General features: G+C 29.7%; 25 protein-coding genes. 17 read left to right on the top strand and 8 right to left on the bottom strand.

Annotation, left to right across the window (positions count from 1 at the left end):
- The first annotated feature begins 123 nt into the window (after nt 1–123).
- The 3 genes from GQS58_RS12230 to GQS58_RS12220 all read left to right on the top strand — a co-directional run bounded on the left by GQS58_RS12230 (nt 124) and on the right by GQS58_RS12220 (nt 3,523).
- Nucleotides 124–921 carry an ABC transporter ATP-binding protein gene (locus GQS58_RS12230; RefSeq protein WP_166386283.1) on the top strand — a complete coding sequence of 266 codons (798 nt, stop codon included), beginning with the start codon at nt 124–126 and terminating at the stop codon, nt 919–921.
- Nucleotides 922–974: 53 nt separating this feature from the next.
- Nucleotides 975–2,006 carry a M28 family metallopeptidase gene (locus tag GQS58_RS12225; protein WP_166386281.1) on the top strand — a complete coding sequence of 344 codons (1,032 nt, stop codon included), beginning with the start codon at nt 975–977 and terminating at the stop codon, nt 2,004–2,006.
- A 233-nt stretch (nt 2,007–2,239) separates the two neighbouring features.
- Nucleotides 2,240–3,523 carry an APC family permease gene (locus GQS58_RS12220; protein WP_166386279.1) on the top strand — a complete coding sequence of 428 codons (1,284 nt, stop codon included), beginning with the start codon at nt 2,240–2,242 and terminating at the stop codon, nt 3,521–3,523.
- A 90-nt stretch (nt 3,524–3,613) separates the two neighbouring features.
- Here GQS58_RS12220 and GQS58_RS12215 read toward each other — a convergent pair whose 3' ends face one another.
- Entirely contained in the window at nt 3,614–4,984 is a 1,371-nt protein-coding gene (locus GQS58_RS12215) for a tetratricopeptide repeat protein (protein ID WP_166386277.1), read from the bottom strand.
- A 193-nt stretch (nt 4,985–5,177) separates the two neighbouring features.
- Here GQS58_RS12215 and pyrR point away from each other — a divergent pair, with 193 nt between their 5' ends.
- The 5 genes from pyrR to GQS58_RS12190 are packed head-to-tail and all read left to right on the top strand — an operon-like array spanning nt 5,178 to nt 8,264.
- Nucleotides 5,178–5,717, top strand: a complete 540-nt coding sequence (gene pyrR, locus GQS58_RS12210) for a bifunctional pyr operon transcriptional regulator/uracil phosphoribosyltransferase PyrR (RefSeq protein WP_166386275.1) — start codon at nt 5,178–5,180, stop codon at nt 5,715–5,717.
- Nucleotides 5,718–5,719: 2 nt separating this feature from the next.
- A complete protein-coding gene (locus GQS58_RS12205; protein ID WP_166386273.1) occupies nt 5,720–6,649 on the top strand; it encodes an aspartate carbamoyltransferase catalytic subunit in 930 nt (309 codons plus the stop codon).
- Nucleotides 6,650–6,688: 39 nt separating this feature from the next.
- Complete coding sequence (locus GQS58_RS12200) at nt 6,689–7,021, top strand: hypothetical protein (protein ID WP_166386271.1); 333 nt, start codon at nt 6,689–6,691, stop codon at nt 7,019–7,021.
- A gap of 11 nt (nt 7,022–7,032) precedes the next feature.
- Nucleotides 7,033–7,353, top strand: coding sequence for a T9SS type A sorting domain-containing protein (locus tag GQS58_RS12195; protein ID WP_166386269.1), 321 nt, complete (start codon nt 7,033–7,035; stop codon nt 7,351–7,353).
- Nucleotides 7,350–8,264, top strand: coding sequence for a ribonuclease Z (locus tag GQS58_RS12190; RefSeq protein ID WP_166386267.1), 915 nt, complete (start codon nt 7,350–7,352; stop codon nt 8,262–8,264). The genes GQS58_RS12195 and GQS58_RS12190 overlap by 4 nt, the downstream gene beginning before the upstream one ends.
- Nucleotides 8,265–8,356: 92 nt before the next feature.
- Here the strand turns inward: GQS58_RS12190 and GQS58_RS12185 are convergent, their stop codons facing one another.
- Entirely contained in the window at nt 8,357–8,719 is a 363-nt protein-coding gene (locus GQS58_RS12185; protein WP_166386265.1) for a CoA-binding protein, read from the bottom strand.
- A 263-nt stretch (nt 8,720–8,982) separates the two neighbouring features.
- Here GQS58_RS12185 and GQS58_RS12180 point away from each other — a divergent pair, with 263 nt between their 5' ends.
- From GQS58_RS12180 to GQS58_RS12170, 3 genes are all read left to right on the top strand, one after another.
- A complete protein-coding gene (locus tag GQS58_RS12180; RefSeq protein ID WP_166386263.1) occupies nt 8,983–9,981 on the top strand; it encodes a 2-hydroxyacid dehydrogenase in 999 nt (332 codons plus the stop codon).
- Between the two features lie 42 nt (nt 9,982–10,023).
- Nucleotides 10,024–10,614 carry a Crp/Fnr family transcriptional regulator gene (locus GQS58_RS12175; protein ID WP_317168382.1) on the top strand — a complete coding sequence of 197 codons (591 nt, stop codon included), beginning with the start codon at nt 10,024–10,026 and terminating at the stop codon, nt 10,612–10,614.
- A gap of 87 nt (nt 10,615–10,701) precedes the next feature.
- Nucleotides 10,702–11,796, top strand: coding sequence for an alkene reductase (locus GQS58_RS12170; protein WP_166386261.1), 1,095 nt, complete (start codon nt 10,702–10,704; stop codon nt 11,794–11,796).
- A gap of 747 nt (nt 11,797–12,543) precedes the next feature.
- Here GQS58_RS12170 and GQS58_RS12165 read toward each other — a convergent pair.
- Both GQS58_RS12165 and GQS58_RS12160 read right to left on the bottom strand, forming a co-directional pair.
- Entirely contained in the window at nt 12,544–12,852 is a 309-nt protein-coding gene (locus GQS58_RS12165; RefSeq protein ID WP_166386259.1) for a GIY-YIG nuclease family protein, read from the bottom strand.
- 629 nt (nt 12,853–13,481) lie between these two features.
- Nucleotides 13,482–14,489 carry a 3-oxoacyl-ACP synthase III family protein gene (locus GQS58_RS12160; protein ID WP_166386257.1) on the bottom strand — a complete coding sequence of 336 codons (1,008 nt, stop codon included), beginning with the start codon at nt 14,487–14,489 and terminating at the stop codon, nt 13,482–13,484.
- 295 nt (nt 14,490–14,784) lie between these two features.
- Between GQS58_RS12160 and htpG the strand changes: the two genes are divergently transcribed.
- From htpG to GQS58_RS12130, 6 genes are all read left to right on the top strand, one after another.
- A complete protein-coding gene (gene htpG / locus GQS58_RS12155) occupies nt 14,785–16,689 on the top strand; it encodes a molecular chaperone HtpG (protein WP_166386255.1) in 1,905 nt (634 codons plus the stop codon).
- Between the two features lie 319 nt (nt 16,690–17,008).
- Complete coding sequence (locus tag GQS58_RS12150; protein WP_166386253.1) at nt 17,009–17,347, top strand: cupin domain-containing protein; 339 nt, start codon at nt 17,009–17,011, stop codon at nt 17,345–17,347.
- A 279-nt stretch (nt 17,348–17,626) separates the two neighbouring features.
- Nucleotides 17,627–18,205, top strand: coding sequence for a hypothetical protein (locus tag GQS58_RS12145; protein ID WP_166386251.1), 579 nt, complete (start codon nt 17,627–17,629; stop codon nt 18,203–18,205).
- 172 nt (nt 18,206–18,377) lie between these two features.
- Complete coding sequence (locus GQS58_RS12140) at nt 18,378–18,887, top strand: DUF3124 domain-containing protein (protein WP_166386248.1); 510 nt, start codon at nt 18,378–18,380, stop codon at nt 18,885–18,887.
- 38 nt (nt 18,888–18,925) lie between these two features.
- Nucleotides 18,926–19,822 (top strand): neutral zinc metallopeptidase, encoded by an 897-nt coding sequence (locus GQS58_RS12135; RefSeq protein ID WP_166386245.1) that lies wholly within the window; start codon nt 18,926–18,928, stop codon nt 19,820–19,822.
- A 21-nt stretch (nt 19,823–19,843) separates the two neighbouring features.
- Nucleotides 19,844–20,359: a GNAT family N-acetyltransferase gene (locus GQS58_RS12130; RefSeq protein ID WP_166386243.1), complete on the top strand. Its 516-nt coding sequence runs from the start codon at nt 19,844–19,846 to the stop codon at nt 20,357–20,359.
- 71 nt (nt 20,360–20,430) lie between these two features.
- Here the strand turns inward: GQS58_RS12130 and GQS58_RS12125 are convergent, their stop codons facing one another.
- The 4 genes from GQS58_RS12125 to rocD all read right to left on the bottom strand — a co-directional run bounded on the left by GQS58_RS12125 (nt 20,431) and on the right by rocD (nt 24,886).
- Nucleotides 20,431–21,165: a DUF6263 family protein gene (locus tag GQS58_RS12125; RefSeq protein ID WP_166386241.1), complete on the bottom strand. Its 735-nt coding sequence runs from the start codon at nt 21,163–21,165 to the stop codon at nt 20,431–20,433.
- 111 nt (nt 21,166–21,276) lie between these two features.
- On the bottom strand, nt 21,277–22,617 hold the full coding sequence (locus tag GQS58_RS12120) for a dihydrolipoamide acetyltransferase family protein (RefSeq protein ID WP_166386238.1): 1,341 nt from the start codon (nt 22,615–22,617) through the stop codon (nt 21,277–21,279).
- Between the two features lie 446 nt (nt 22,618–23,063).
- The gene (locus GQS58_RS12115; RefSeq protein WP_205860427.1) at nt 23,064–23,504 is read right to left on the bottom strand and encodes a DUF5362 family protein; all 441 of its coding nucleotides are present in this window, start codon (nt 23,502–23,504) and stop codon (nt 23,064–23,066) included.
- Between the two features lie 140 nt (nt 23,505–23,644).
- Complete coding sequence (rocD, locus tag GQS58_RS12110; RefSeq protein ID WP_166386236.1) at nt 23,645–24,886, bottom strand: ornithine--oxo-acid transaminase; 1,242 nt, start codon at nt 24,884–24,886, stop codon at nt 23,645–23,647.
- Nucleotides 24,887–26,228: the final 1,342 nt, after the last annotated feature.

Raw genomic sequence — 26,228 nt, 5'->3', positions numbered from 1 at the left:
TTAAAAAAAGCCCATCCTAACCTTCCCAAAGGGAAGGAACTAGCGTGTTTAAGAATAAAAAAGTAAGTAGCATAATGAAAATTAGTTAAAAGCAAATAAGCTAAACTCTGCAACATTGAAATTTTGAAACAAGAAAATAAACATATCATCCTTAAAACTGAAGATCTATCCATAGGTTATCAGCAAAAAAAGCACTCAAAAATTATTGCTTCAAATATCAATTTAGAAATTGAAAAAGGAAAACTAATAACGGCTTTAGGTAAAAACGGAATTGGAAAATCGACGCTTTTAAGAACACTTTCTAAAGTTCAGCAACCTATTTCTGGTGCTGTATTTATCCATCAGAAAAACTTAAAAGACATTACAGAAACAACACTCTCTAAGCAGTTAAGTTTGGTATTAACAGAACGTTTGCCAGAAAGTCAATTAACGGTTTACGAATTAATTGCCCTTGGCAGACAACCGTATACAAATTGGATTGATAAACTCTCTAACAAAGACATCGAAAAAGTAGAAACTGCATTACATCAAACGGAAATAGAACATCTTAAAAACAACCGTTTTTATGAATTAAGTGATGGTCAATTACAAAGAGTTTTAATTGCAAGAGCCTTGGCTCAAGATACAGAAATAATTATTTTAGATGAGCCAACAGCCCATTTAGATATGCATCACACAATTAAAATATTTTCATTATTAAAAAAGTTAGTTACAGACACCAATAAAACAATTATTATTTCTTCACATGAAATTAATCTATCTATTCAATTAGCAGATGAAGTTATGCTTTTAACTGAAGATACCCTTCATTTTGGGACTCCTACAGAATTGATAGCAACAAATGCTTTTGACACCCTTTTTCCTAAAGAACTTGTTAATTTTAACAAAACGTTACAACAATTTGTGATTAACAAAAGTTAAGTTTGAAGTTCATTATTATTATCATAATCTATAATTATTATTCAATCTAATTCATGAAAAAAATCCTTTACACATTTGGCCTATTCTTTTTAATGGCATGTAGCTCTAGCCAAAATGCCTACAAAGAAGATAAAAACACAGATTATGCAGCAAAATTTGCAGAAACAATTACTGCAGAAAACCTAAAAACGCATTTATATATTTTTGCTTCGGATGAATTTGAAGGAAGAAATACAGGAGAACCTGGACAAAAAAAAGCAATTCAATATTTAAAAGATTTTTATGTAAGTCAAGGAATTGCTTCTCCATTAGGCGGAGACAACTATTACCAAGAAGTGCCTGCAGAATTTTTAAACAAAAACTCTAGAGGAACAACTTTAAAAGATTCAGAAAATGTTTTAGCGTTTATAAAAGGAACTGAAAAACCAGATGAAATTGTAGTTATTTCTGCACATTTAGATCATGAAGGAATAAAAAATGGCGAAATTTACAACGGTGCAGATGATGATGGTTCTGGTTCTATGGCTATTTTAGAGATAGCAGAAGCTTTTAAAGAAGCAGCAAAAGCAGGTAAAGGTCCTAAAAGATCTGTATTATTTTTACATGTTACCGGAGAAGAAAAAGGTCTGTTAGGTTCTAAGTACTATACAGAAAACCCTATTTTTCCTTTAGAAAACACCGTATGTGATTTAAATATTGATATGATTGGTAGAATTGATGACGCACATAAAACAGACCCTAACTACATCTATTTAATTGGCGCAGATAAATTGAGTACAGAGCTTCACCAAGTTTCTGAAAGCGTTAATACAAAGTATACCAATATTAATTTAGATTATACCTATAATGACGAGAACGACCCAAATCGTTTTTATTACAGATCTGATCATTATAACTTTGCAAAACACAACATACCTGTTATCTTTTATTTTAATGGTACGCATGAAGATTATCATAAACCTTCTGATACACCTGATAAAATTGAATATGAGTTATTAGCAAAAAGAACTCGTTTAGTTTTTCATACAGCATGGGAAATTGCCAATAGAGAAACAAGATTAATTGTTGATAAAGCTGGAAAATAATATGTTTATTTTCAATAAAAAAAATAAAAACCTCACAAAATGTGAGGTTTTTTTAGCTTAAAGAAGTTTTAAAATTCCTACTTTTAAGTATTCAAAAAAAATTTTTTTGGTTTGTTTAGAATCTTTTCTAATAGGTTAATTACCAGCACTAAAAGCTCTTATCACCTATTTACAAAAGCTTAAACCTTCTAAGAATCTTTACCACTTGTTACATTTAAAAATTTTCTACATAAATGAGTAATAAACTAAGTTTAAAAGAAGCTATTTCAATTGGGATTGGAGGAATGGTTGGTGGCGGAATTTTTGCAGTATTGGGTTTAGCAGTAGCTTTGGCAAAAGGAGGAACACCTATTTCTTTTTTAATTGCTGGTTTTATTGCTTTAATAACATCTTATAGCTATGTAAAATTATCATTAAAATATCCTGATAATGGCGGAACTGTAAAATTTGTAAATGAAGGTTTTGGAGTGGGGGTTTTTAGTGGCGGAATTAATAATTTACTTTGGGTAAGTTATATTATTATGCTAGCCTTATATGCTTCAGCTTTTGGTTCTTATGCCCCAAACTTATTTCAACTAACTGGTAATAATGTTCTAGACACACATATATATGCATCGTCAATTATAATTATTGCAACAGCTATTAACTATTATAGTGTTTCTGTTGTTGGCAAAATAGAAGCGTATGCCGTTATTATAAAGCTAGTTATCTTATTATCTTTTGTTGGTTTTGGTGTCTACGGGTTGTTTGGAAACCCTCATTTAGAACAATTATCTCCAGAACATTGGGAATCTCCTTTTAAACTTATTACTGCTGGAATGGTCATTTTTGTAGCCTACGAAGGTTTTGAATTAATTGCCAATGCTGCACCTGATATTGAAAACCCAAAAGTAAATATTCCACGAGCTTATTATTGGTCGGTTATCTTTGTAATTTTACTATATATAACTATTGCAGCAATTACTGTTGGCTCATTAGATTTTAGTGTTATTGCAACTGCACAAGATTATGTGTTGGCAGAAGCTGCAAAACCAATGTTAGGCAAAGTTGGTTTTACAGTTATTACTGTTGCAGCACTAATTTCTACTTTTTCTGCCATAAATGCATCTCTTTATGGTGGTAGTAAAGTAAATTATGAAATTGCAGAAGATGATGAACTACCTACAGAATTTACACGTAAATTATGGAACCAACCAATTGGATTATTTATTACGGCTGTTGCCACATTAATATTGGTAAACACCTTACAACTAGAAAGTATTTCTACAGCAGGTAGTGTTGGTTTTCTATTAATATTTGCTGTAGTAAACTATACCGGTTTTAAATTATCAAAAGAAACTGGTGGTAAAAAAAGTATTCCACTTTTGGGTGCTATTTTATGCTTTACAGCAATGACTGCATTATTAATTCAACATTATACCGTGAGTAAATCTGATGTTTTTATAGCAATTGGTATTATTTGTATTTGTTTTTTAATGGAATATATTTATAAAAAAAATGAACAAAACTATAATTAACAACTAGAATATAGTTTTAAATATTTTTAAGTTGATGCTTCTATTACTGACAACATCAACTTTGCATTAAAATTATTTTTCCCTTTAAAGTTATTCCGTTGCTTTTTTATAATCAATTAAAAGCTTTTGTACCTTTTCATTATCATACACAATTGGATACAATTCTTTTAAAACGATACTATACTCGTAATCTAACTTTAAAGCAGCAATTAAGTGATCAAACCCATATTTTTCTTTATTCAGAATAAAAAATAAACCCGCTAATCGGTATTCTATTTCCGCTACATCTTTGTAAAATTTCTGTGCTTTAATTAGAGTACTTATAGCATCGTTAAATTCGCCTAAAAAAGATAATACATCTGCTAACCCAATAAAAACTTCTAAGTCAGTATCATTTAAACTTAAACATTTTACATAACCAACTACCGCTTCTTCATAGAAATTAAGTCTTAAATTAATTTCAGCATACCTTCTCCAATACAAAAAATTGTCTTCTTCAATTTTTAACGCCTTAGAAATATAATAAGCAGCTTTCTGATAGTTTTCATCTAAGAAAGATAAATTAGCGAGTGACACCCAACCTTTATCTAACAAAGGATCTTCATGTACCGCTTTTTTATAAAATGAAATAGCTTCATCTAAATTTAATAATTTTTCATAGCACTCACCTACCCTAAGACATACAAAAGCAGTTGCGTCATCCAGTTCTAAAGTAATTAAATAATTATCGATAGCTTCTTTATAACGCCCTAATTGCTCTAAGGTTTTAGCTTTTTCTAAATAGCCACCTATAAAAGATTCATCAATTAAAACAGCATATTCAAAAGACATTAATGCTTTATCAAACATTTCTAAAATAAAATATTGTCTTCCTAGTTGATGCCAAGCAACCTCACAGTAGGGATTTATTTCTACATAATTGTTTAAATACGCAATTGCTTCTTCATGTTTATCTTCCATGTCAAAACAATACACTACGTTATACAACGCAGAATAATCTTCAAAATCTACTTCTACACACTTTATAAACGTAGAACATGCATTATTAAAGTCGTCTAAATACAAGTATTCCATTCCTAAAAGAGACCAAACATCTACTTTATCGTCTGTAAAAGTCAATGCTTTTTTCAATAATTCTATGGCTTCTTTATGGTTTCCTTGTTTAGAGCTAATGGTTGCTTTTTGTATAAAAACTTCATCATTATTAGGCTCTAATCGCTCAATTATTTTTAAGATTATGGAGGCTTTATCTAACTCATCTTCAAAAACATAAATTTCTACTTGTAGTAATTTTAAATCTACAGAAGCAGGGTGTTGTTGCAACCCCAATTTTACCGCTTTTTTGGCCAAAGCATGTTTACCTGCATCTAAATAATGCACAATTATTTCTTCAAACTCAACCAAATCAAAAAAATAAATAGCGTTGGTTTTAAGCATGGATTCAAACTTTAAGAGGGACATAACTATGAGTTTTGAATTAGGATAATAAAGGTACTATAACTCTTAACTCTCATTTAATTTAGGTTATTTTTTTTTCAACAATTTAGTTAACATTAAAGTGATTTGGTTTTTAGTTGCTATAAATTTTGCACATACATTTATTTACAGTAATTTTGATTTTCAATAACTATCAAGCTAAATTGATAGCTTTCTTATGAGCAAAAAAAACTTACTTAACTCAAAGGATATTGAAATAATTTTACATCGATTGGCTTGTCAGTTAATCGAAAATCACAACGATTTTTCTAATACCGTATTAATTGGTTTACAACCTAGAGGTAGTTTTTTGGCTAACAGATTAGCCGATATATTAAAAACAACTTACCACGTTAAAAACTTACAATTAGGCTTATTAGATATTACCTTTTACAGAGACGATTTTAGAAGAAGAGATGCGCCTTTAGCAGCTACAGCAACTAAAATGGACTTTATAATTGAAGGTAAAAATGTAGTAATTATTGACGATGTTTTGTTTTCTGGTAGAAGTATTAGAGCTGCATTAACTGCAATGCAAGCATACGGTAGGCCAGAGAATACTGAGCTATTAGTATTAATAGACAGACGTTTTAGTAGACATTTACCAATTCAGCCAAATTATAGAGGTAGACAAGTAGATGCTATTAACCACGAAAAGGTATTGGTTACCTGGAAAGAAACACATAAAAAAGACGCCGTTTATATCGAATCAAAATAATTATGTCAGAATTAAGTGTAGAACATTTATTAGGAATAAAGTATTTAAAAGAAACTGATATTGATCTTATTTTTAGAACTGCAGATCATTTTAAAGAAGTAATTAATAGACCTATTAAAAAAGTACCTTCTCTTAGAGATATTACCATTGCTAACTTGTTTTTTGAAAACAGTACGCGTACAAAATTAAGTTTCGAATTGGCAGAAAAAAGACTTTCTGCAGATGTAATTAATTTTTCTGCAGGACAATCTTCTGTAAAAAAAGGAGAAACTTTAATTGATACCGTAAACAATATATTGGCAATGAAAGTAGATATTGTTGTAATGCGACATGCAAGTGTTGGGGCTGGTGTATTTTTATCTAAACATGTAGATGCCAAAATTGTAAATGCAGGCGATGGAACGCATGAACACCCAACCCAAGCTTTATTAGATTCTTATTCTATTAGAGAAAAGTTAGGCAGTGTAAAAGGTAAAAAAATAGTTATTGTAGGGGATGTTTTACATTCTAGAGTTGCATTATCTAACATTTTTGCACTACAATTACAAGGCGCTAAAGTTAAGGTTTGTGGACCTACAACACTTATACCTAAATATATTACTAGCTTGGGCGTAGAAGTAGAAACCAATCTTAAAAAAGCTTTAGAATGGTGTGATGTTGCCAACGTTTTACGAGTACAACATGAAAGAATGGATATTAAATACTTTCCATCAACTAGAGAATACACACAACTTTTTGGTATAAATCAAGAGATTTTAGATAGTCTAGATAAAAAAATTGTAATTATGCATCCAGGTCCTATAAACCGTGGTGTAGAAATTACAAGTGATGTTGCAGACTCTAATCAATCTATTATATTAAACCAAGTAGAAAACGGAGTTGCAGTAAGAATGGCTGTTATTTATTTATTAGCTCAACAAGTTAAGCGATAAATAGACTATAATACAGTTGATTAAAAAAAAATAAGTGAAATGAAAATTGAAAAAAAAGAAAATTATATACTTTTCACATCCGAAGAAAAACTACTTGATAAATTACTTCCTTTATTTTTAAAATCTGTAGAAGATTTTAAAAACGCTAATATTATTCTTCAAATTTCAGATAACATTAACGCTTCAATAAAAGATTTTTCACTATTTTTGAGAATAGCGGCTCAAAAAAAAGAAAATGGCACATCATTTGTACTAGTAAACTATAGTATTAATATAGACGATTTTCCAGAAAATTTTAACATTACTCCTACTGTACAAGAAGCAATAGATGTTATAGAAATGGAAGCTATGGAAAGAGAATTAGGATTTTAAACAAGAAGCAAATGGTAAAAAAACTACTTTTAATTTTATTTTTAAGTTGCATTTCAATTGGTTTTTCGCAAGAAAACTCTATTGATTATCTATCTGCTGCTCCAAATCCGTTTACTAATTCTACCAAAATTAGTTTTTCATCAGACGCTAATAAAACTATTTATTTTACCGTTAAAAATGTGTTAGGAAAAACAGTCTTTAGAAAAAGTCTTTTAATTAAATCTGGTAAAAACAACATTCCTTTTTATAAAGATAATTTAGCGACAGGTATGTACATATATAGTATTCAAGACAATAAAAAAACCATATCTAAACGATTTGTCATTAGATGAGTATAGCCCTTACAATATTAGGATGCCATTCTGCAACTCCTAGAAAAAACGCTTTTCCTACTTCTCAATATTTAGAAATAAATAACAGTCATTTTTTAATTGATTGTGGAGAAGGCACGCAGCGACAAATGAGAAAATATAAAGTTGGTTTTGCTAAAATCAATCATATTTTTATTACTCATTTACATGGTGATCATTTTTATGGTTTGGTTGGTTTATTAGCTACTTTCGGTATTTTAAACAGAGAGAAAGAACTCCATATTTATGGACCAAAAGGTATTAAAGAAGTTACTTTATTACAATTGAGAGTTTCTCAATCTCATGCAAAATATAAAATGATTTTTCATGAATTAACTTCAAAAGAAAGTGAGCTTATTTTTGAAGATGATAAAGTTTCTGTAAGTACAATTCCTTTAAACCACAGAGTTTATACAAATGGTTATTTATTTACAGAAAAAGAAAAACCAAGAAAATTAAACATGTTAAATATTAGCGGATATCCAGAAATAGATAAAGCCGATTATTTAAATATTAAAGCCGGTAGAGATGTAGTTTTACCTTCTGGAGAAGTTGTTTCTAATTTAGAATTAACAATTGAGCCAGACAAACCTTTAAGTTTTGCCTTTTGTAGCGATACTTGTTACAAACCAGACATAGTACCTATTATAAAAGATGTAGATCTATTATACCACGAAGCTACTTTTTTAGCAGATAGAGAAGATTTGGCTAAAAAGACAAAACATGCAACTACAAAACAAGCTGCAGAAATTGCAAAACAAGCCAACGCAAAACAATTAATAATTGGGCATTATTCTGGTAGATATAAAGATATTAATGTGTTTAAAGAAGAAGCACAACAAATATTTAAAAATACATATTTAGCAGAACCAGGAAAAATATTTAAAGTTTAATTAATAAGTAAATTGAATTGGTTTTTCTAAATTTATTAGAAAATAAAATATTTTGAAAAGGGAAGTTTAACTTTACCAATTCAATTTACTTTTTAATATTGATTTATACTTAGCATTACTAATGTACAAGCAACTTCTACTTCTATAGAATTCTCTTCTAAAAGTTTAACCAACTCTTCATTTTCTGCTCCAGGATTAAAAATGACCCTTCTCGGTTTTAAACCAATGATATAGTTATAATATTCTTCTTGATTTTTTGGATTTAGGTATATTGTAATAGTATCAATATTCTCATACTCTTTCTTTTCGGTATCAATTACAACTCCTAAAACAGTTCCTTTTCTTATTCCTAAAGCTGCAACTGGTATTTCTTTATCTACGAGTCTCTTTATAGCAATATTAGAATATTTATTAGGATTTGTTGATGCGCCAAGAACTAATGTTACATTTTTCATTTCGTTAATTTACGTTAAACAAATTTAATATCATAACAAATATAAACAATGAGATTAAGAAAAGCTATTAATATTCGAAATCCATTTCATCAATTTAATTTCATTTTTCAAAAAAAAATAACCATAAATAAAGTCGATCTTTAAAATATTTTTCTTGTAAAAGTTGATAAAAACTTCTTATTATTCTTTACAAATTTAACTACCTTTATAGTACCGTAACCTATTATTTTATTTTAAAAAAGTTTATTAAAATCTAGATAATTATGAAAATAGCCGTTTTTAGTACAAAATCTTATGATAAGGAGTCATTAGAAAAATACAATACAAAAAGGGAACATTCTATTACTTATTTTGAAGAATCCTTAAATTATAAAACAACCAATTTAGCTTTAGGTTTTAATGCTGTCTGTGTTTTTGTAAATGACAAACTAGAAGCAGAAACAATAGAAAAAATAGCTAAAAATGGTATAAAGTTAATAGCCTTACGTTGTGCCGGCTTTAATAATATAGATTTAGAAGCTGCTGCAAAAAATAACATTACCGTTGTAAGGGTTCTCGCCTACTCTCCTCATGCCGTTGCAGAACAAGCTGTGGCTTTAATAATGACATTAAACAGAAAAACACATAAAGCATATAATAGAGTTAGAGAAGGTAATTTTTCTTTAGAAAAATTAATAGGTTTTAATCTATATACAAAAACTGTTGGTGTAATTGGAACAGGTAGAATTGGTGAAGCTTTTTCTAAGATAATGTTAGGCTTTGGTTGTAAAGTTGTTGCATATGATGTTTATGAAAATAAAGAATTAATAAAACAAGGTGTAACATATTTACCCTTTGATGAACTTATAAAAGTATCAGATATTATTTCTTTACATTGCCCACTTACACCAGAAACACATCATTTAATGAATAATAAAACATTTTCAAAAATGAAAAAAGGTGTCATGCTAATTAATACCAGTAGAGGTGGTTTGGTTAACAGTAAAGATGCTATAAAAGCCTTAAAGTCTCAAAAAATAGGTTATTTAGGAATTGATGTATATGAACAAGAAGAAAAGCTGTTTTTTAAAGATTTATCTGAAAACATTATTCTCGATGAATTAATATTAAGATTGATAAGCTTCCCAAATGTATTAATTACCGCTCACCAAGGGTTTTTAACAAAAGAGGCATTAGAACAAATAGCCAAAATAACTTTTGAAAATATTTCTAATTTTGAAAAAAATATTAAAACAAAAAATGAAGTTATATTTGAAAAATAAATTAAATAAAAAAAACATTTTACTTTAAATAAATAATGATTGATGCATCTTTGTAATATGTATCTATCTATAACAAATCACATCAATAACTATATTACTCCATCAGCTATTGATTTGCAATTATTTAATGCTGTTTTAACGGAAACGTCTATACCAAAAGGTCAGTTTTTGTCATTACCTAGCGCCATTGTAAAACATGAATATTTTGTTGTTAAAGGTTGTTTAAAAGCTTATTATTCTGATGATAAAGGACATAGACACATCATTCAGTTTGCAATAGAAAATTGGTGGATAGGAGATTTTGATGCTTTTTACAATCAGATACCTTCCCTATTACATATAGAAGCCATAGAAGACTCTAAATTATTATCTATAAGCTATAATAATCTTCAAAAAATTTATACTGAAGCACCTATTTTTGAGCGTTATTTTAGAATTTTAACAACCAAGGCATTCATCGCGCAGCGAAAAAGAATTTTATCTACATTAGAGAAAAATACGCAAGAACGTTACTTAGAGTTTTGCCACTCTTACCCAAACATAGAAGATAGAGTACCTAATTATGACATTGCAAATTATTTAGGAGTTTCTCCAGAAAACTTAAGTCGAGTAAGGCGACAACTTAAAGGTTAAATCTTTCTTAATTGATCTAAGTCAATAATATTAGATTTCTAATCTTGTAATTTTGTATAGATTTAACAATATAAAAATCAATATTAGATGAAAAAGCAACAATTATTAACTCCATATAATAAGAATATCAATTTAAAAAATAGAGTCGTAATGGCTCCCATGACACGTAGTAGAGCAGATAACGAAGGTAATGTAGCTACGAACGAATTACAAGGTTTGTATTATGAGCAACGTGCTTCTGCCGGTTTAATTATCACAGAAGGATCGCAAGTATCTAAAGATGCTGTTGGTTATATTTATACGCCAGGAATATATTCTGATGTGCAGGTAGCAGGTTGGAAAAAAGTAACCAAACGTGTACATGATAAAGGAGGAAAAATCTTTATTCAATTATGGCATGTAGGTAGAATGTCGCACCCAGATTTTCATAATGGAGGCTTACCTCTTTCTGCATCAGCTATAAACCCAAACGCACAATCTTTTACTGTAGAAGGTTTTAAAGACACCGTTACTCCAAAAGAAATGACTATTGAAGATATTAAAACTACGGTTAACGATTTTAAAAATGCCGCTGCTAATGCAGTAAAATCTGGTTTTGATGGCGTAGAGATTCATTCTTCTAACGGTTATTTATTCCATCAATTTTTCACAAACTGTTCTAACACAAGAACAGATAATTATGGTGGAAGCATTGAAAACAAAACGCGTTTCTTTTTTGAAGTTTTAGATGCAATGAAAGAAGTTATTCCTCAAGAAAAAATAGGTGTACGTTTCAATCCTTCTTTAAACGGTATGTTTGGTATTAATTTAGATGAAGAAACCATACCAACATTCGAATACATTATTAAAAAATTAAACGATTACAATTTAGCATACGTTCATCTTTCTGAGCCTTTTACAGATGTTTCTGATGTTCCTTTTGCTGTAACAGAAATTGCAAAACATTTTCGTCCATTATATAATGGAACCTTAATGATTAATACTTCGTTTGATCAAGAAAAAGGAAATAAAGTATTAGAAGATGGAGATGCCGATTTAGTAGCTTACGGTAAACCATTTATCTCTAATCCAGATTTGGTAGAACGTTTTGAAAATAATTTAGAATTAGCTGAAGGGGATCAAGATACGTTTTATACCCAAGGACCTAAAGGTTATACCGATTATCCTAAGGCGTCTAAATAATTATTTTTTTTTATAAAAATAGTGTTTTGGAAACAAATGTCATTCTGAGCTTGTCGAAGACCATTTAGGTTGCACTTCGACAAGCTCTGTGTGACATTTTGAGTTTGAATTGGTTTTCCATATTTAAATTAAAACCATTTTAGTTTAAAATCACATTTTTAACAAATCATTCTAAAAGAACAATTTAGAAAACGAATGTCAGTCTGAGCCTGTCGAAGACTATTTTGCTGCACTTCGACTAGCTCTGTGTGACATTTTGAGTTTTAATTGGGTTTTCATATTTAAATTAAAAACATTTTAGTTTAAAATCACATTTTTAACAAATCATTCTAAAAGAACAATTTAGAAAACGAATGTCAGTCTGAGCCTGTCGAAGACTATTTAACTTACACTTCGACAAGCTCTGTGTGACATTTGGAGTTTAATTGGGTTTCCATATTTAAATTTATACCATTTTAGTTTAAAATCACATTTTTCGTCAATAATTCTAAAAGAACAATTTAGAAAACAAATGTCAGTCTGAGCTTGTCGAAGACAATTTAGATTGCACTTCGACAAGCTCTGTGTGACATTTAAAATTTTAATTGGTTTTCCATATTTAAATTGAAACCATTTTAGTTTAAAATCACATTTTTCGCCAATCATTCTAAAAGAGCAATTTAGAAAATGGATGTCAGTCTGAGCTTGTCGAAGACCATTTAGCTCCACTTCGACAAGCTCTGTGTGACATTTTGAATTTTAACTTGACTATATTCTAGAATCCTCGTTTTCTGAATAGTTTTTAGAAAACTTTACTAAATCACTCCAATTTTCATCAATCAAAGCTTTCTTTTTTCTATGAGACCAGCCTTTAATTTTCTTTTCATATTGAATAGCATCTCTCGAATCTGAACATTCTAAATACCATTTCAATTCAATTGGTAATCTAGAAAAAGTATAGGAACCTTTACTTTTCCCTGACTTATGTTCAAACAATCTTCTTTCTAAGTTGTTTGTCATTCCTGTGTAATAAGAATTATCAGAACATAGTAAAATGTAGACATAATAAATTCTCATAATTTAGTTTTTAGGTATTACACTTCGACAAGCTCAGTGTGATATTTAGAATTTTAATTGGGGTAACGTTTTAACTTGACAACATTTTAGTGTAAATCACATTTTTCACCAATCATTCTAAAATAACAATTTAGAAAACGAATGTCACTCTGAGCTTGTCGAAGACCATTAGGCTGCACTTCGACAAGCTCTGTGTGACATTTAGAGTTTGAATTGGGTTTACGTTTTAACTCGATAATACTTTATTTTAAAATCACACTATTCACCAATCGCTCCAAAAGAACAATTTAGAAAACGTGTGTCAGTCTGAGCCTGTCGAAGACCATTTTGCTGCACTTCGACAAGCTCTGTGTGACATTTAGAGTTTTAATTAGGTTTCCATTTTAACTTGACAATATTTCAGTTTAAAATCACACTATTCACTAATCACTCTAAAATAACAATTTAGCAAACGAATGTCAGTCTGAGCCTGTCGAAGACCATTTAACTTACACTTCGACAAGCTCAGTGTGACATTTTGAGTTTTAATTGGGTTACGTTTTAACTGGACAATATTTTAGTTTAAACTCACTTTTTCATCAAGCAATCTAAAAGAACAATTTAACAAACGAATGTCAACCCTCTTCTTTTTACCATCTAATAATTACACTTCCCCAAGTAAATCCACTTCCAAAGGCAGCTAAAACAACTAAATCATTGTCTTTTATTTTACCTTCTTCCCAAGCTTCGGTTAAAGCAATAATTACAGAAGCAGCAGTTGTGTTTCCGTATTTTTGAATATTATTAAAAACCCTGTCATCAGACAATTTAAACTTCTTTTGTATAAACTGTGCGATACGTAAATTTGCTTGATGCGGAATTAACATATCAATATCTTCTTTCTCTAATTTATTTGCAGCTAAACCTTCTACAATAGCTTCAGAAAAACGTGTTATGGCGTGTTTAAAAACAAACTGACCATTCATATACGGGAAATATGAAACATCATCTGGATCATTTCTTTCTATAATTCCTGGAACCCATTTTCCGGTAGACGGTCCTTCTAAAACCAATTCTTTTGCATGCTTTCCTTCCGAATGTAAATGAGTAGATAAAATTCCTTTTCCTGCTTCTTCACTTCTAGAAAGTACTGCAGCTCCTGCTCCATCTCCAAAAATAACCGAAATATTTCTCCCTCTTGTAGATTTGTCTAATCCTCCAGAATGATTTTCAGCGCCAATTACCAAAACATTTTTATACATTCCTGTTTTTATAAATTGGTCTGCAACAGACATTGCATAAATAAAACCAGAACATTGGTTACGTACATCTAAAGCCGGAATTGTCCCCATATCTAACATTTCTTGTACTTGAACTCCACCTCCAGGAAAATACATATCTGGACTTAAAGTTGCAAACACTATAAAATCGATATCATCTTTTGTTAAACCAGCTCTTTCAATTGCAATTCTAGATGCTTTTGCGCCCATAACTGCCGTTGTGTCTTCTGTTTTTGGGTCTATCCAACGTCTTTCTTTAATTCCTGTTCGTTCTTGAATCCATTCATCTGAAGTTTCCATGAACTCTTTTAAGTCATTATTGGTAACAACATTCTCTGGAACATAATAGCCAAGTCCCGTTATTTTTGAATTATACATAATTATATATTGTTTTTTTGATTTTTTAGCAAAGTCTTAATACGTAAAAGTACTAATTTATAAAAATAAATGAAACAGTTGCCATTAAAATAATATTTCTGTCATCTTGTCATAAAATTCTCTTTGGTATTTTTTTTGAATAACCTATATCAAATTATAAATAATAACTGTTTGTCAATTCAGGTGAATTTTTAAGATAGAAAAAGTGTCTTTAGAGAATAATTAAAACTTCTCGATACGTTTTTCAGAAAAAAAATCACACGAAGTAGCAACCTCAAAATTAAATAAATATAAAATGGCAAAAGGAAATATTAATGTATCAGTAGAAAATATTTTTCCACTAATTAAAAAGTTCTTGTATTCAGATCACGAAATCTTTTTACGTGAATTAATTTCTAACGGAACAGATGCAACTTCTAAATTAAAACACTTAATTGCTATTGGTGAAGCAAAAACTGAATTAGGTGATGCTAAAATTGAAGTAAGCATCGATAAAGAAGCTAAGACAATTACAATTAAAGATCAAGGTTTAGGAATGACTGCAGATGAAGTTGAAAAATACATCAACCAAATTGCATTTTCTGGAGCTGAAGAGTTTTTAGATAAATATAAAGACAACGAAGCAGGAATTATTGGTCATTTCGGACTAGGTTTTTACTCTGCTTTTATGGTTGCAGAAAAAGTAGAATTAATTACAAAGTCTTTTAAAGATGAGCCTGCTGCACATTGGACTTGTGATGGTTCTCCAGAATTTACATTAGTAGAAAGCGATAAAGCAGACAGAGGTACAGAAATTATTTTGCACGTTGCAGAAGATTCTTTAGACTTCTTAGAAGAAAGTAAAATTGGTGGTTTATTAAACAAATACAATCGTTTTAACCAAGTGCCAATTAAATTTGGAACAGAAGAAATTAACGATCCTGAGTTTACTCCTGCAACTACAACAGATGCTGAAGGGAAAGAAACTACAGAGCCTCATAAAAAAATTACCGTTGATAATATCATCAACAATACAGAACCTGCTTGGACAAAAGCGCCTGCAGATTTAAGTGATGAAGATTATGAAAACTTCTACAGAGAATTGTATCCAATGCAATTTGAGGAGTCTTTATTCCACATTCATTTAAATGTAGATTATCCTTTTAACTTAACAGGTATTTTATTTTTCCCTAAGTTATCTACCTCAATGGATATGCAAAAGGACAAAATTCAATTATACCAAAACCAAGTTTTTGTAACGGATAATGTAGAAGGAATTGTTCCTGATTTCTTACAAATGCTAAAAGGTGTTATCGATTCTCCAGACATTCCATTAAACGTTTCTCGTTCTGGTTTACAGGCAGACGGAGCGGTTAAGAAAATTTCTGGTTACATTACTAAAAAAGTAGCAGACAAATTATCTTCTATCTTCAAAAAAGACAGAGCAGATTTTGAAACAAAATGGAATGATATTAAAGTAATTATTGAGTACGGAATGTTGTCTGAAGATAAATTCTTTGACAAAGCGAAGAAATTTGCATTGTATCCAACAGTTGCAGATACGTATTTTACGTTTGATGAATTAATTGAAAAAACAAAAGATTCTCAGACTGATAAAGAAGGAAATCACGTTCTTTTATATACATCAAACAAAGAAGCACAACACAGTTATATTCAAGATGCAACTGCAAAAGGATATGAAGTATTGTTATTAGATTCTCCTATTATTTCGCATTTAATGCAGAAATTAGAAGGTGGTGATGCTAAAGTAAAATTCTCTAGAGTAGATGCAGATCACGTAGATAATTTAATTAAGAAAGACGAAAACGTAATTTCTAAATTATCTGAGGATGAAATTGCAACTTTAAAACCAATTATTGAAGGTGCCGTAAATTCTAAAACTTATACGGTTCAATTAGAAGCGATGGACTCTGCTTCTTCTCCGTTTATGATTACAGTTCCAGAATTTATGCGTAGAATGAAAGAAATGCAAGCTTCTGGTGGTGGTGGAATGATGGGAATGGGTAATTTCCCAGACATGTATAACTTAGTAGTTAATACAAACAGCCCATTAGTTTCTGATATCTTAAATAATAAAGATGAAGCGGCTCAGAAAGGTTTAATTTCTCAAGCTTTTGATTTAGCTAAATTATCTCAGAACCTTTTACATGGTGAAGATTTAACAAACTTTATTAAACGTTCTTACGCGTTAATTAAATAGTGGCGAATCGCCACAGATAAATTAGAAACCTCTCTGTATATTCAGAGAGGTTTTTTATTTGTCCCTTTTTTTTTTTAAAATTAAATGTTATAAGTAAGTAGATAAACACCTAATTTTAGATTAACCTACTGTTTCTTTTTTTTAGTTTTTAAACTCAACAATGTCAGTTCGAGCGCAGTCGAGAACTATTAGATTAAAAAATTAGGTTTCTACTGCGTTCAACCAGACATATTGCTTATTTTTAAACTAAATTCTATACAAATAATTAATTACATCTATTAATTCTTTCTGTCCTTTCGAATTTCATAATTATGCTACAATGAAACTTACACACACCAACACATTACCAGAAATTGGCACTAGTCATAATGACGATATCAAGAAGAAAGTATTTATCGAAAAAGGAGAAATCCCTCAATTAATGATGTTTGGTGCTGCAACTTTTACTCCTGGTCAATCTGTAGAAACGCATAAACATGATACCATGTACGAAGTTTTTTATATACAATCTGGTAAAGCAGAATTTATTGTGAATGATAAAAAAATGATTGTAGTTCCGGGTGATTGTATCACAATTGAACAAGGTGAATTTCATTCCATGAATAATCCTTTTTTAGAAAATGTAACATGGGTTTATTTTGGAATTGCTACAGACTAGCAGACTAAATTTAAAGATTTCTTTTTGCTTTTAAAAATACGTTTTCTTCACTATCATAAAGCTGCTTTAAAATTCCATTTTGTAAATTCAAAATCATTTTTCTGATTAAAACTGTAACTAAACTTAACTTTTTTTATTGCTGATAAAAATCACAAACCTCACTGCGTATTCAGAGAGGTTTTTTGTTTGATTTTGTCAAGAAAAAAGGGTAAATTCGTTTGACTTCTGATAAAATGAATTGAAACTTATTTTATTGTTGGAATTGTAAATAATGTAAAAATGACCTCAGATTCAATAATAAATATTGATTTTTTCAGAACTATATTATCAGTAATAATTGGTGGAGTTATTTCCTTAACTTCAGTTTTATTAATCGAATTACGAAAAAGTAAAAAAGATAAAACCGAAAGACAAAAAGCTTTATACGCCAAATTAATTGGGACGCTAAACTCTTTGAGAAGAATTGAAAAAACTTGTATTCAAGATGATATGGGATATGCTTATAATAGGCAGTGTTTTGAGATGACAAAAGATGACATTAGCAAAAGACAAGCAGAATATCACTTGCAAAGAAGAAACGATGCTATTTTAAATATGAATAGTAAAGCAGAAGAATTTGATTCTTTATGTATCCAGTATGAATTAGAATACGGAACGGACACAGTTTTCGACAAAGTGACTCAAGAATTGAAAAACTGGCCAAGACCTAAAAAGATAAGATACTTTGAGGTTGTTTCTTTGGATGAGTTAAATAAAAACTATGAGAATGACACTAAAAAATTGTCAAATTATGCTCAAGAATATTGGGATAAAAGAATAAAAACATTGATTATTCATATTAAAGACAAACTTAAATAAACACTATTTACAGCAATGTATAAAAATAATAGCTCAATTTTAGGCTTAGAAAAAGGTCTTTTCAAGTTTACTACGTCTGATTTTCCTGCGGAAAATCCTCGCACGTAAACCCGTAACTATTCTTATACTAAACGTTAAACAAACCACTTCCATTTCTTCAAAAGATAATAAAATGAAAAATTACACTTTACTAATCATCCTAAGTCTACTAATTTTAAGCTGTAATAAAGAGAAAGAAGTAAGCTCTGTAGATTTTAATAATTGGTCTAAAAAACACTTAGCAATCAACACAAAAGATTCTTTAGAATATGGTAAATCTTATTTATCTGTATATTCTCAAATTTACAGTGTTTCAGAACATAAAACCCATAGTTTAACTGCTATGGTTAGTTTGCGGAATACAAGCGACACAGACACCATCTATTTATTAAAAGCTGAATATTACGATACCAAAGGAAAACTAGTATATTCTTATTTTGATAAAACAATATTTTTAGCTCCTTTAGAAACTACAGAAATTATCATTGATGAAGTAGAAAAAAATGGAGAAACGGGTTCTAATTTTATTTTCGAATGGAAAATACCTAAAGATTGTCCAGAACCTTTATTTGAAGGAATCATGAATTCTACCAAAGGTCAACAAGGATTGTCTTTTACCACACAGTCTAGAAGAATTAAATAAAAATAAACAGTAAATTTATCTTTTTAAAATGATATTTTATGAAGTGGAAAGGAAATAGAAAGAGTTCTAATGTAGAAGATAGAAGAGGCGCTTCTTCTGGTGGTAGTTCTGGTGGTTTAGGCAGTTTAAGTCCTATGATAATTGGGCTTCTATTAAAATTAGTGACTTCTAAAAAAGGGTTAATTATTGTAGGTATTGTTTTGGCTGTTATGTATTTTACAGGAAACAACCCCTTAAACTTTATTACAGGAAACACTAGTAACCAAATAGAATCTTCAACTACTTACAAAGGAACAGCTAAAGAAAATGAGTTGGCAGAATTTAGTAACCAAGTTTTAAGAAGTACAGAAGATGTTTGGAACACAATTATACCAAATTATAGAGAACCTACTTTAGTTCTTTTTACAGGCTCTGTAAGTTCTGCTTGTGGAAGTGCTTCTAGCGCAACTGGTCCTTTCTATTGTCCTGGTGATGAAAAACTATACATCGATTTAAGTTTTTTTGAAGAAATGGAAAGAAACTTAAATGCTCCTGGAGATTTTGCACAAGCGTATGTAATTGCGCACGAAGTTGGCCATCACATTCAAACCATAACAGGTATCAGTAAAAAAGTACAAGCTTTACGAGGTAAAGTGAGTCAAACAGAATATAACAAATACTCTGTTATGTTAGAATTACAAGCAGATTTTTACGCTGGTGTTTGGGCGCATCATTCTCAAAAAGATAATTTAATTTTAGATGACAATGATTTAGAAGAAGCATTAAACGCAGCAAATGCTATTGGAGACGATCGTTTGCAAAAACAATCTACAGGACGCGTTGTTCCAGATTCTTTTACCCACGGAACTTCTGCGCAAAGAATGCGATGGTTTAAAAAAGGTTTTGATACTGGTGATGTTAACCAAGGTGATACTTTTAGTGCAAGTTCTTTATAATTTTTAATTTATTACTCCATTATGATTTCAATTAAAAAAGCAGCTTTAGAAGATGTTAAAGCATTAGCTAAAGTTGGTGAAAAAGCATTTTTAGTTCCACATAAAGAAGCCATTCCGAAGGAAATGATGGATGCTTATATTAGTACTAGTTTTAACGAACAAAACTTAATTGAAGAGATAACCAATAAGAAGTTTCAATATCATTTAATTTTTAAAAATGATGTTTTAGCTGGTTATTCTAAGATTATTATCAATTACAAAAACGAAAACATAAAGGAAACCAATGTTACAAAAATGGAACGTTTGTACTTATTGGAAGAGTTTTATGGTACTGGTTTAGGTAAACAATTATTTACACACAATTTAGAGTTAGCCAAACAACAAAATCAAAAAGGTATTTGGTTATATGTATGGATAAAAAACTACAAAGCAATCGATTTTTATAAAAAAGCAGGCTTTAAAAAAATAGCAGATTATGATTTTCCTCTTTCTAAAACAGAAACGAGACCTAATGATGTTTTTTACTTAGAGTTTTAAGTTTAAAATAACCTCATAAAAAAAGCTTCAGAATAACTCTGAAGCTTTTTTGTTTCCTTAAAATAAGAAGGTTATTTTTTAACCATTGTCATCTTAATTGTAGACTTTAATTCTTGTCCGCTTACTGACATATTCATATCAATTGTAGAGTTTTCAGGAATTCCAGAAGCTTTATCAATATTCATATTTCCAGAAATTGTTCCGGTTGCCATTCCAGAAACATCACCAGATAAGTCTAAAACAATCTTATCACTTGAGATAGATTTTACAGTATAAAGAAAATCCATTTTCATACCTTTTTCTTCTTTAGTCATTGTCCAAGTACTACCAACACTTACTGCTTCTGTAGGATATACAACATTACTAGATTGTTTTGCCATATCTTCTACTCCAGGGATGCTTGGCTCAACTTTAACTTCTAAAATTTCACCCAAGTTATTTCCTTTAGCTGATATAAGAGCACTTAACATTGGTCCCATTTGAGCTTTCATCATCTTACCAGTTTCATCTAACTCTTCATCACTTTTAGTAGAATCAAAACTCATTGCTTGTCCACCTTGCAACATGTCCATAGTCATTTTAGTGAATTTCATTTCACTATCATAAGTATCACCATTTACATCTAAAACTTTTATATCCATATTAATAAGCATTCCCATAGACATTACAGTTCCCATTTCTTGAGAAATGTTCATTTCAACATCATAAGTAGCTCCTTTTTCATAGTTTAATCTAAGTAATGTAGCATCCTGCGCTAAGCTTAAGTTTGCAGAAATCACTAGAAATAAAATTAACAATTTTTTCATTTTTTTTAATTTAGTTTTATAATTATTTATATACAACGAATATAATATTTTGAAACAAAAAAACGCTCACAAATTGTGAGCGTTTTTAGTATAATTGTATTTATTTTAAAACTAGAAGTCTTGGTTTATATCCCAAGCTTCTAAAATATCTTTTAAAGTTTTAATAAACATTCCGCCTAAGGCACCATTTACAACTCTATGATCATAAGAATGTGATACAAACATTTTTTGTCTAATTCCAATAAAGTCACCTTCTGGAGTTTCTATAACCGCAGGTACTTTGCTAATAGCTCCTAAAGCCAAAATAGCAACCTGTGGTTGATTAATAATTGGCGTTCCCATAATAGAACCGAAACCACCAACATTAGTAACCGTATAAGTTCCACCTTGAATATCATCTGGCTTTAAAGCATTATTTCTTGCTCTTGTAGCTAAATCATTTACTGCTTTGGTAATTCCTACTAAACTTAGTTGATCTGCATTTTTAATAACAGGAACAATTAAGTTTCCGTCTGGTAATGCAGCAGCCATTCCTAAATTTATATTTTTCTTTTTAATAATGGTATCACCATTAACAGCAATATTAATTAAAGGATATTTTTTAATTGTAGTAGCAATTGCTTGCATAAAAATTGGTGTAAAAGTTAATTTCTCACCTTCTCTTTTAAGAAAAGCATCTTTAACTTTATTTCTCCATTTTACAATATTGGTAACATCAATTTCTATAAATGATTGTACATGCGCAGAAGTCTGTATAGAATCTACCATGTGCTTAGAAATCAATTTCCCCATTCTACTCATTTCTATAATTTCATCCTCTCCATTTACAGAAATCGGAGCTACTTTAGCAACTGTTTTCTCTATTTTTTTAGGAGCATCAGATTTAATAGTAGCATTAGTTTTAACAGCATCTTGAGATGGTGTTTCTTTAACAGCTTTACCTTTATTTTCTATATAAATAAGAATATCTTCTTTAGTAACTCTATCATCTTTACCAGAACCAGAAATAGATTCTAATTCACTCATAGAAATACCTTCCGTTTGTGCAATATTTCTAACTAAAGGTGAATAAAATTTACCAGAATCAGAAATCTTAGCAATTGGTGTAGAAACTGTATCAACAGCTTTTTCAATCGTTTTTTCCATTTCTTCCACTGGAGATTTTTCTGCATTACTAGTTGCAACAACGGGTTCTGTACCAGAACCTTCTCCTTCTATTTCTATAATTGCTATGGTTGCACCAACTGCAACAACATCATCTTGTTCAAATAAAACTTCTATTAATGTACCAGCAACTTCAGAAGGAATTTCTGAGTCTACTTTATCCGTAGCAATTTCTACCACGGCTTCATCTAATTCAATGGTATCTCCAACTTCTTTTAACCAAGAAGTTATCGTTGCTTCTGCAACACTCTCTCCCATTTTAGGTAATTTCAATTCAAATCTTGCCATTTCTATCTCATTTTTCAGTATGCAAAAGTACTAAAAATCGTTGATTTTTTAGTCTTTTTAATCTAATAAAAAAATAAACATTAAAACAAACTTTACATTATTCATAATAAAACTGTTTTAAAATTCAATATTAATGAATTTAATTTAGTTAAAAAATAATTTTAATGTATTTTATACAATATTAGTTAGTAATACAACTTTATATTTTCACTAGAACAAAATAGGTAATCAACTTAAACAAGCTACTTTAAAATTTAGATAAATAATCGATTCTAACATTTACCCATAAATTTTAAGATAGAAAAAAGAAATAAAATTAACTTTAGCTCTATAAATACCTATTTGAATTGATTCTTTTCTAATACAGAATTCAATAAACATCAAATTACACTCTCTAAAAAAAATAACTCTAAATTATTTATTATTAAAAGAATAAAAAATTAATTCTAAAGTCCCCCAAAAACAGCAGCTATAATTACCAAAGCATATAAAGATATGGTTATAATGGTAAATACACCTATAAATTTATAGTGAGATTTTAACATCTCAAAGGCTTTTGCTAAAGTTTCATCATTTTTTGTAGCCAATGCACTTTTCATTTTATTAGAAAATAGCAATAAATAATACACCGGAAAAAAATATATAATGGCCAGTACCAAATAAGCTATCGTCATTGTCAATCCTAAACCCTCTGGCATACCAGGTTGCATTTTGCTTGCCAAATTAAAAATAGTAGTTGCAAAAACAGCAAAAAGCACCATTATTGCTATAAAAACAAAACCAATAATAGCTAAGAATTTAGCCCATTTAGCAGTTTCTTTTAAAAAATTCTTAGAAGCACTTGTTAATGTAAGTTGTTCTAATTGTGTAATAGGATTATGTATCATAAAATAAATTATAAGATTTCTTTCTTTCAAAAATAGACAAAAAAAAGAAGCCACGAATTCACAATTAAAACTTTGTGCATCCGTGGCTAAAATTATATCTAAAAAGTTATTCCTTTATAGTAATCTCAAATATTTTAAAGCTATTTAAATTCTGAAATCGTATTTTTAATAATTGAAATACATTCCATTAATTGTGCTTCATTCATCACCAACGGTGGTGCAAAGCGGATAATATTTCCATGCGTAGGTTTCGCTAATAAACCGTTCTCTTTTAATTTCATACAGATATCCCAAGCAGTAGAACTATCTTCAGAATCATTAATTAAAATTGCATTTAACAAACCTTTACCTCTAACAGATTCTACTAAATGATTGTTTTTACAAAATTCAGTTAATTCAGCTCTAAAAATAATACCTAAAGCTTCTGCATTTTCAGCTAAGTTTTCTTCGGCAACAACTTCTAATGCAGCAATTGCAACAGCTGCAGCAACAGGATTCCCTCCAAATGTAGAACCATGATTACCAGGTCCAATAACATCCATAATATTATTATTCGCTAAAACAGCCGAAACAGGATATGCTCCACCGCTTAACGCTTTACCTAAAATTAAAATATCTGGTTTCACATTCTCATGATCTACAGCCAACATTTTACCTGTTCTTGCTATTCCTGTTTGTACTTCATCTGCAATAAAAAGCACGTTATACTCAGCACACATTTTTTTAGCTGCAGCCAAATATCCTTCAGAAGGCACGTAAACACCAGCTTCACCTTGTATAGGTTCCACTAAAAAAGCCGCAATATTGTTACTACTCTCTAAAACCTCTTGTAACTCTTGTAAATTATCATATTCAATTTTGATAAACCCTTTGGTATAAGGACCAAAATTCTTTTTAGCCACCGGATCATTAGAAAACGAAATAATAGTAGTAGTTCTACCATGAAAATTATTCTCACAAACAATAATATCTGCCTTATTTTCTTTAATACCTTTTACTTCATACGCCCATTTTCTGGCAATTTTTAAAGCAGTTTCAACCGCTTCTGCACCAGTATTCATTGGTAATAATTTGTCAAAACCAAAAAGTTCTGTTGCAAATTTCTCATATTTACCCAATACATCATTATAAAAAGCACGCGAAGTTAAAGTCAAGGTTTGAGCTTGATTTACCATTGCAGCTACAATTTTCGGGTGACAATGCCCCTGATTTACAGCAGAATATGCTGATAAAAAGTCATAATATCTTTTTCCTTCTGCATCCCAAACATAAACACCTTCTCCTCTACTCAACACCACTGGAAGTGGATGATAGTTATGTGCTCCATATTTGTTCTCTAATTCAATCGCTTCTTTCGAAGTTAATTTGTCTAAAACAGTCATTTTTTTCGTTTTAAATGTTTATAATAAAATAACCATTCCTGTTCTACCTTTATCTTTTCAGCAAATACTGAAAACTCAGCGTGGGAAAGAAATCATCCCCGAAGTTCAGCAAAAGTAATCAATTAATAACTTAACTTAAAAATTATTTGGGCGTTACCTAAAGGTCGTGCTTTACACTATATCTTTTTTTTATTTAGTATATAAAAACATAGGTAAGATAATTATTTTATTTCACTTTTAATAACAATAGTTATCAAAAAAGGATGCCGTTTCAATCACTAACGCAAAAAATAAGAAAGTATATAATAATGGTTATAAAATAGCAAACTTGATTAAGACAATCTATCTATAAAAAATTGTCTAACAGTTTTAAAAAATATACAAAACTAGTTTAGGTGACTCTCCTTACTTAAATTGTATCTTTATAAGAATCTAAGAATAAATTCAGCTTAAAGATAAAAGGACAATTCTTATTTAAAATGATACCATTAATGAAAAACAAATTTTACAACCAATTTTTCATTTAGACCTTTTCGGAAAAATAACATAAGAATGTAAAGTATCGTGATGCTAAGCAAATGAGACTAATAAAGGCTAGTATTATTTTAGATAGAGTACTTACACTTAGTTTGTCATTTCGACCTTTTCGGGAGGAATCCAACAATGTATATCATACTCTAATCAAGTATATGAGATTTCTTCTGATGTAAAAATGACCACCTAGATATTTTTATATAATGTGATAAAAAAAATAACTCTGATTTCACTTTAAAACAAAAAACTCAATTCCAAAGAATTAATGTAAAGTTAAAATAAATTCAGATTGACAAATAACTAGAATACACGCAAGGCTAGTGCTCGTTTGTAACGAGTACCATCATAGATAAACAGATTTTACACCAGTTTGTCATTTCTACCTTTTGGGGAGAAATCATCTAACAATGTAAAGTATTCTATAATCAAATATATGAGATATCTCTTGCCGTCGAAATGACAATTTAAATAGTTTTATATAATGTGATAAAAAAAAGACTATGGTTTCATTATAGCACATAAAAAAACTCAATTCCAGAGAATTAAGGTAAACCTATAATAAATTAAGATCGATAAAAAATAAAGATTCCCGCAAGGCTAGTGCTCGTTTGTAACGAGTACCATCATAGATAATTAATTTTTACATACAGTTTGTCATTTGAGCTTTTTGAGAGAAATCACATAACAGTGTAAAAGATTGTATTATCAATCATGTGAGATTTCTACTATCATAGAAATAACAACATAGATAGTTTTATATAATGTGCTAAAAAAATAACTCTGATTTCACTTTAAAACAAAAAACTCA

It is taken from the genome of Polaribacter sp. 11A2H, assembly GCF_011379025.1.
Classification (GTDB): domain Bacteria; phylum Bacteroidota; class Bacteroidia; order Flavobacteriales; family Flavobacteriaceae; genus Polaribacter.
Note: the sequence above shows the minus strand (reverse complement) of the source record. Positions and strands in the feature narration are given on the sequence as shown.

Coding starts and splice junctions, on each gene's coding strand:
- GQS58_RS12225 (WP_166386281.1), top strand. CDS start 975: ATGAAAAAAATCCTTTACACATTTGGCCTATTCTTTTTAATGGCATGT.
- GQS58_RS12220 (WP_166386279.1), top strand. CDS start 2,240: ATGAGTAATAAACTAAGTTTAAAAGAAGCTATTTCAATTGGGATTGGA.
- GQS58_RS12215 (WP_166386277.1), bottom strand. CDS start 4,984: ATGTCCCTCTTAAAGTTTGAATCCATGCTTAAAACCAACGCTATTTAT.
- pyrR (WP_166386275.1), top strand. CDS start 5,178: ATGAGCAAAAAAAACTTACTTAACTCAAAGGATATTGAAATAATTTTA.
- GQS58_RS12205 (WP_166386273.1), top strand. CDS start 5,720: ATGTCAGAATTAAGTGTAGAACATTTATTAGGAATAAAGTATTTAAAA.
- GQS58_RS12200 (WP_166386271.1), top strand. CDS start 6,689: ATGAAAATTGAAAAAAAAGAAAATTATATACTTTTCACATCCGAAGAA.
- GQS58_RS12195 (WP_166386269.1), top strand. CDS start 7,033: ATGGTAAAAAAACTACTTTTAATTTTATTTTTAAGTTGCATTTCAATT.
- GQS58_RS12190 (WP_166386267.1), top strand. CDS start 7,350: ATGAGTATAGCCCTTACAATATTAGGATGCCATTCTGCAACTCCTAGA.
- GQS58_RS12185 (WP_166386265.1), bottom strand. CDS start 8,719: ATGAAAAATGTAACATTAGTTCTTGGCGCATCAACAAATCCTAATAAA.
- GQS58_RS12180 (WP_166386263.1), top strand. CDS start 8,983: ATGAAAATAGCCGTTTTTAGTACAAAATCTTATGATAAGGAGTCATTA.
- GQS58_RS12175 (WP_317168382.1), top strand. CDS start 10,024: ATGCATCTTTGTAATATGTATCTATCTATAACAAATCACATCAATAAC.
- GQS58_RS12170 (WP_166386261.1), top strand. CDS start 10,702: ATGAAAAAGCAACAATTATTAACTCCATATAATAAGAATATCAATTTA.
- GQS58_RS12165 (WP_166386259.1), bottom strand. CDS start 12,852: ATGAGAATTTATTATGTCTACATTTTACTATGTTCTGATAATTCTTAT.
- GQS58_RS12160 (WP_166386257.1), bottom strand. CDS start 14,489: ATGTATAATTCAAAAATAACGGGACTTGGCTATTATGTTCCAGAGAAT.
- htpG (WP_166386255.1), top strand. CDS start 14,785: ATGGCAAAAGGAAATATTAATGTATCAGTAGAAAATATTTTTCCACTA.
- GQS58_RS12150 (WP_166386253.1), top strand. CDS start 17,009: ATGAAACTTACACACACCAACACATTACCAGAAATTGGCACTAGTCAT.
- GQS58_RS12145 (WP_166386251.1), top strand. CDS start 17,627: ATGACCTCAGATTCAATAATAAATATTGATTTTTTCAGAACTATATTA.
- GQS58_RS12140 (WP_166386248.1), top strand. CDS start 18,378: ATGAAAAATTACACTTTACTAATCATCCTAAGTCTACTAATTTTAAGC.
- GQS58_RS12135 (WP_166386245.1), top strand. CDS start 18,926: ATGAAGTGGAAAGGAAATAGAAAGAGTTCTAATGTAGAAGATAGAAGA.
- GQS58_RS12130 (WP_166386243.1), top strand. CDS start 19,844: ATGATTTCAATTAAAAAAGCAGCTTTAGAAGATGTTAAAGCATTAGCT.
- GQS58_RS12125 (WP_166386241.1), bottom strand. CDS start 21,165: ATGAAAAAATTGTTAATTTTATTTCTAGTGATTTCTGCAAACTTAAGC.
- GQS58_RS12120 (WP_166386238.1), bottom strand. CDS start 22,617: ATGGCAAGATTTGAATTGAAATTACCTAAAATGGGAGAGAGTGTTGCA.
- GQS58_RS12115 (WP_205860427.1), bottom strand. CDS start 23,504: ATGATACATAATCCTATTACACAATTAGAACAACTTACATTAACAAGT.
- rocD (WP_166386236.1), bottom strand. CDS start 24,886: ATGACTGTTTTAGACAAATTAACTTCGAAAGAAGCGATTGAATTAGAG.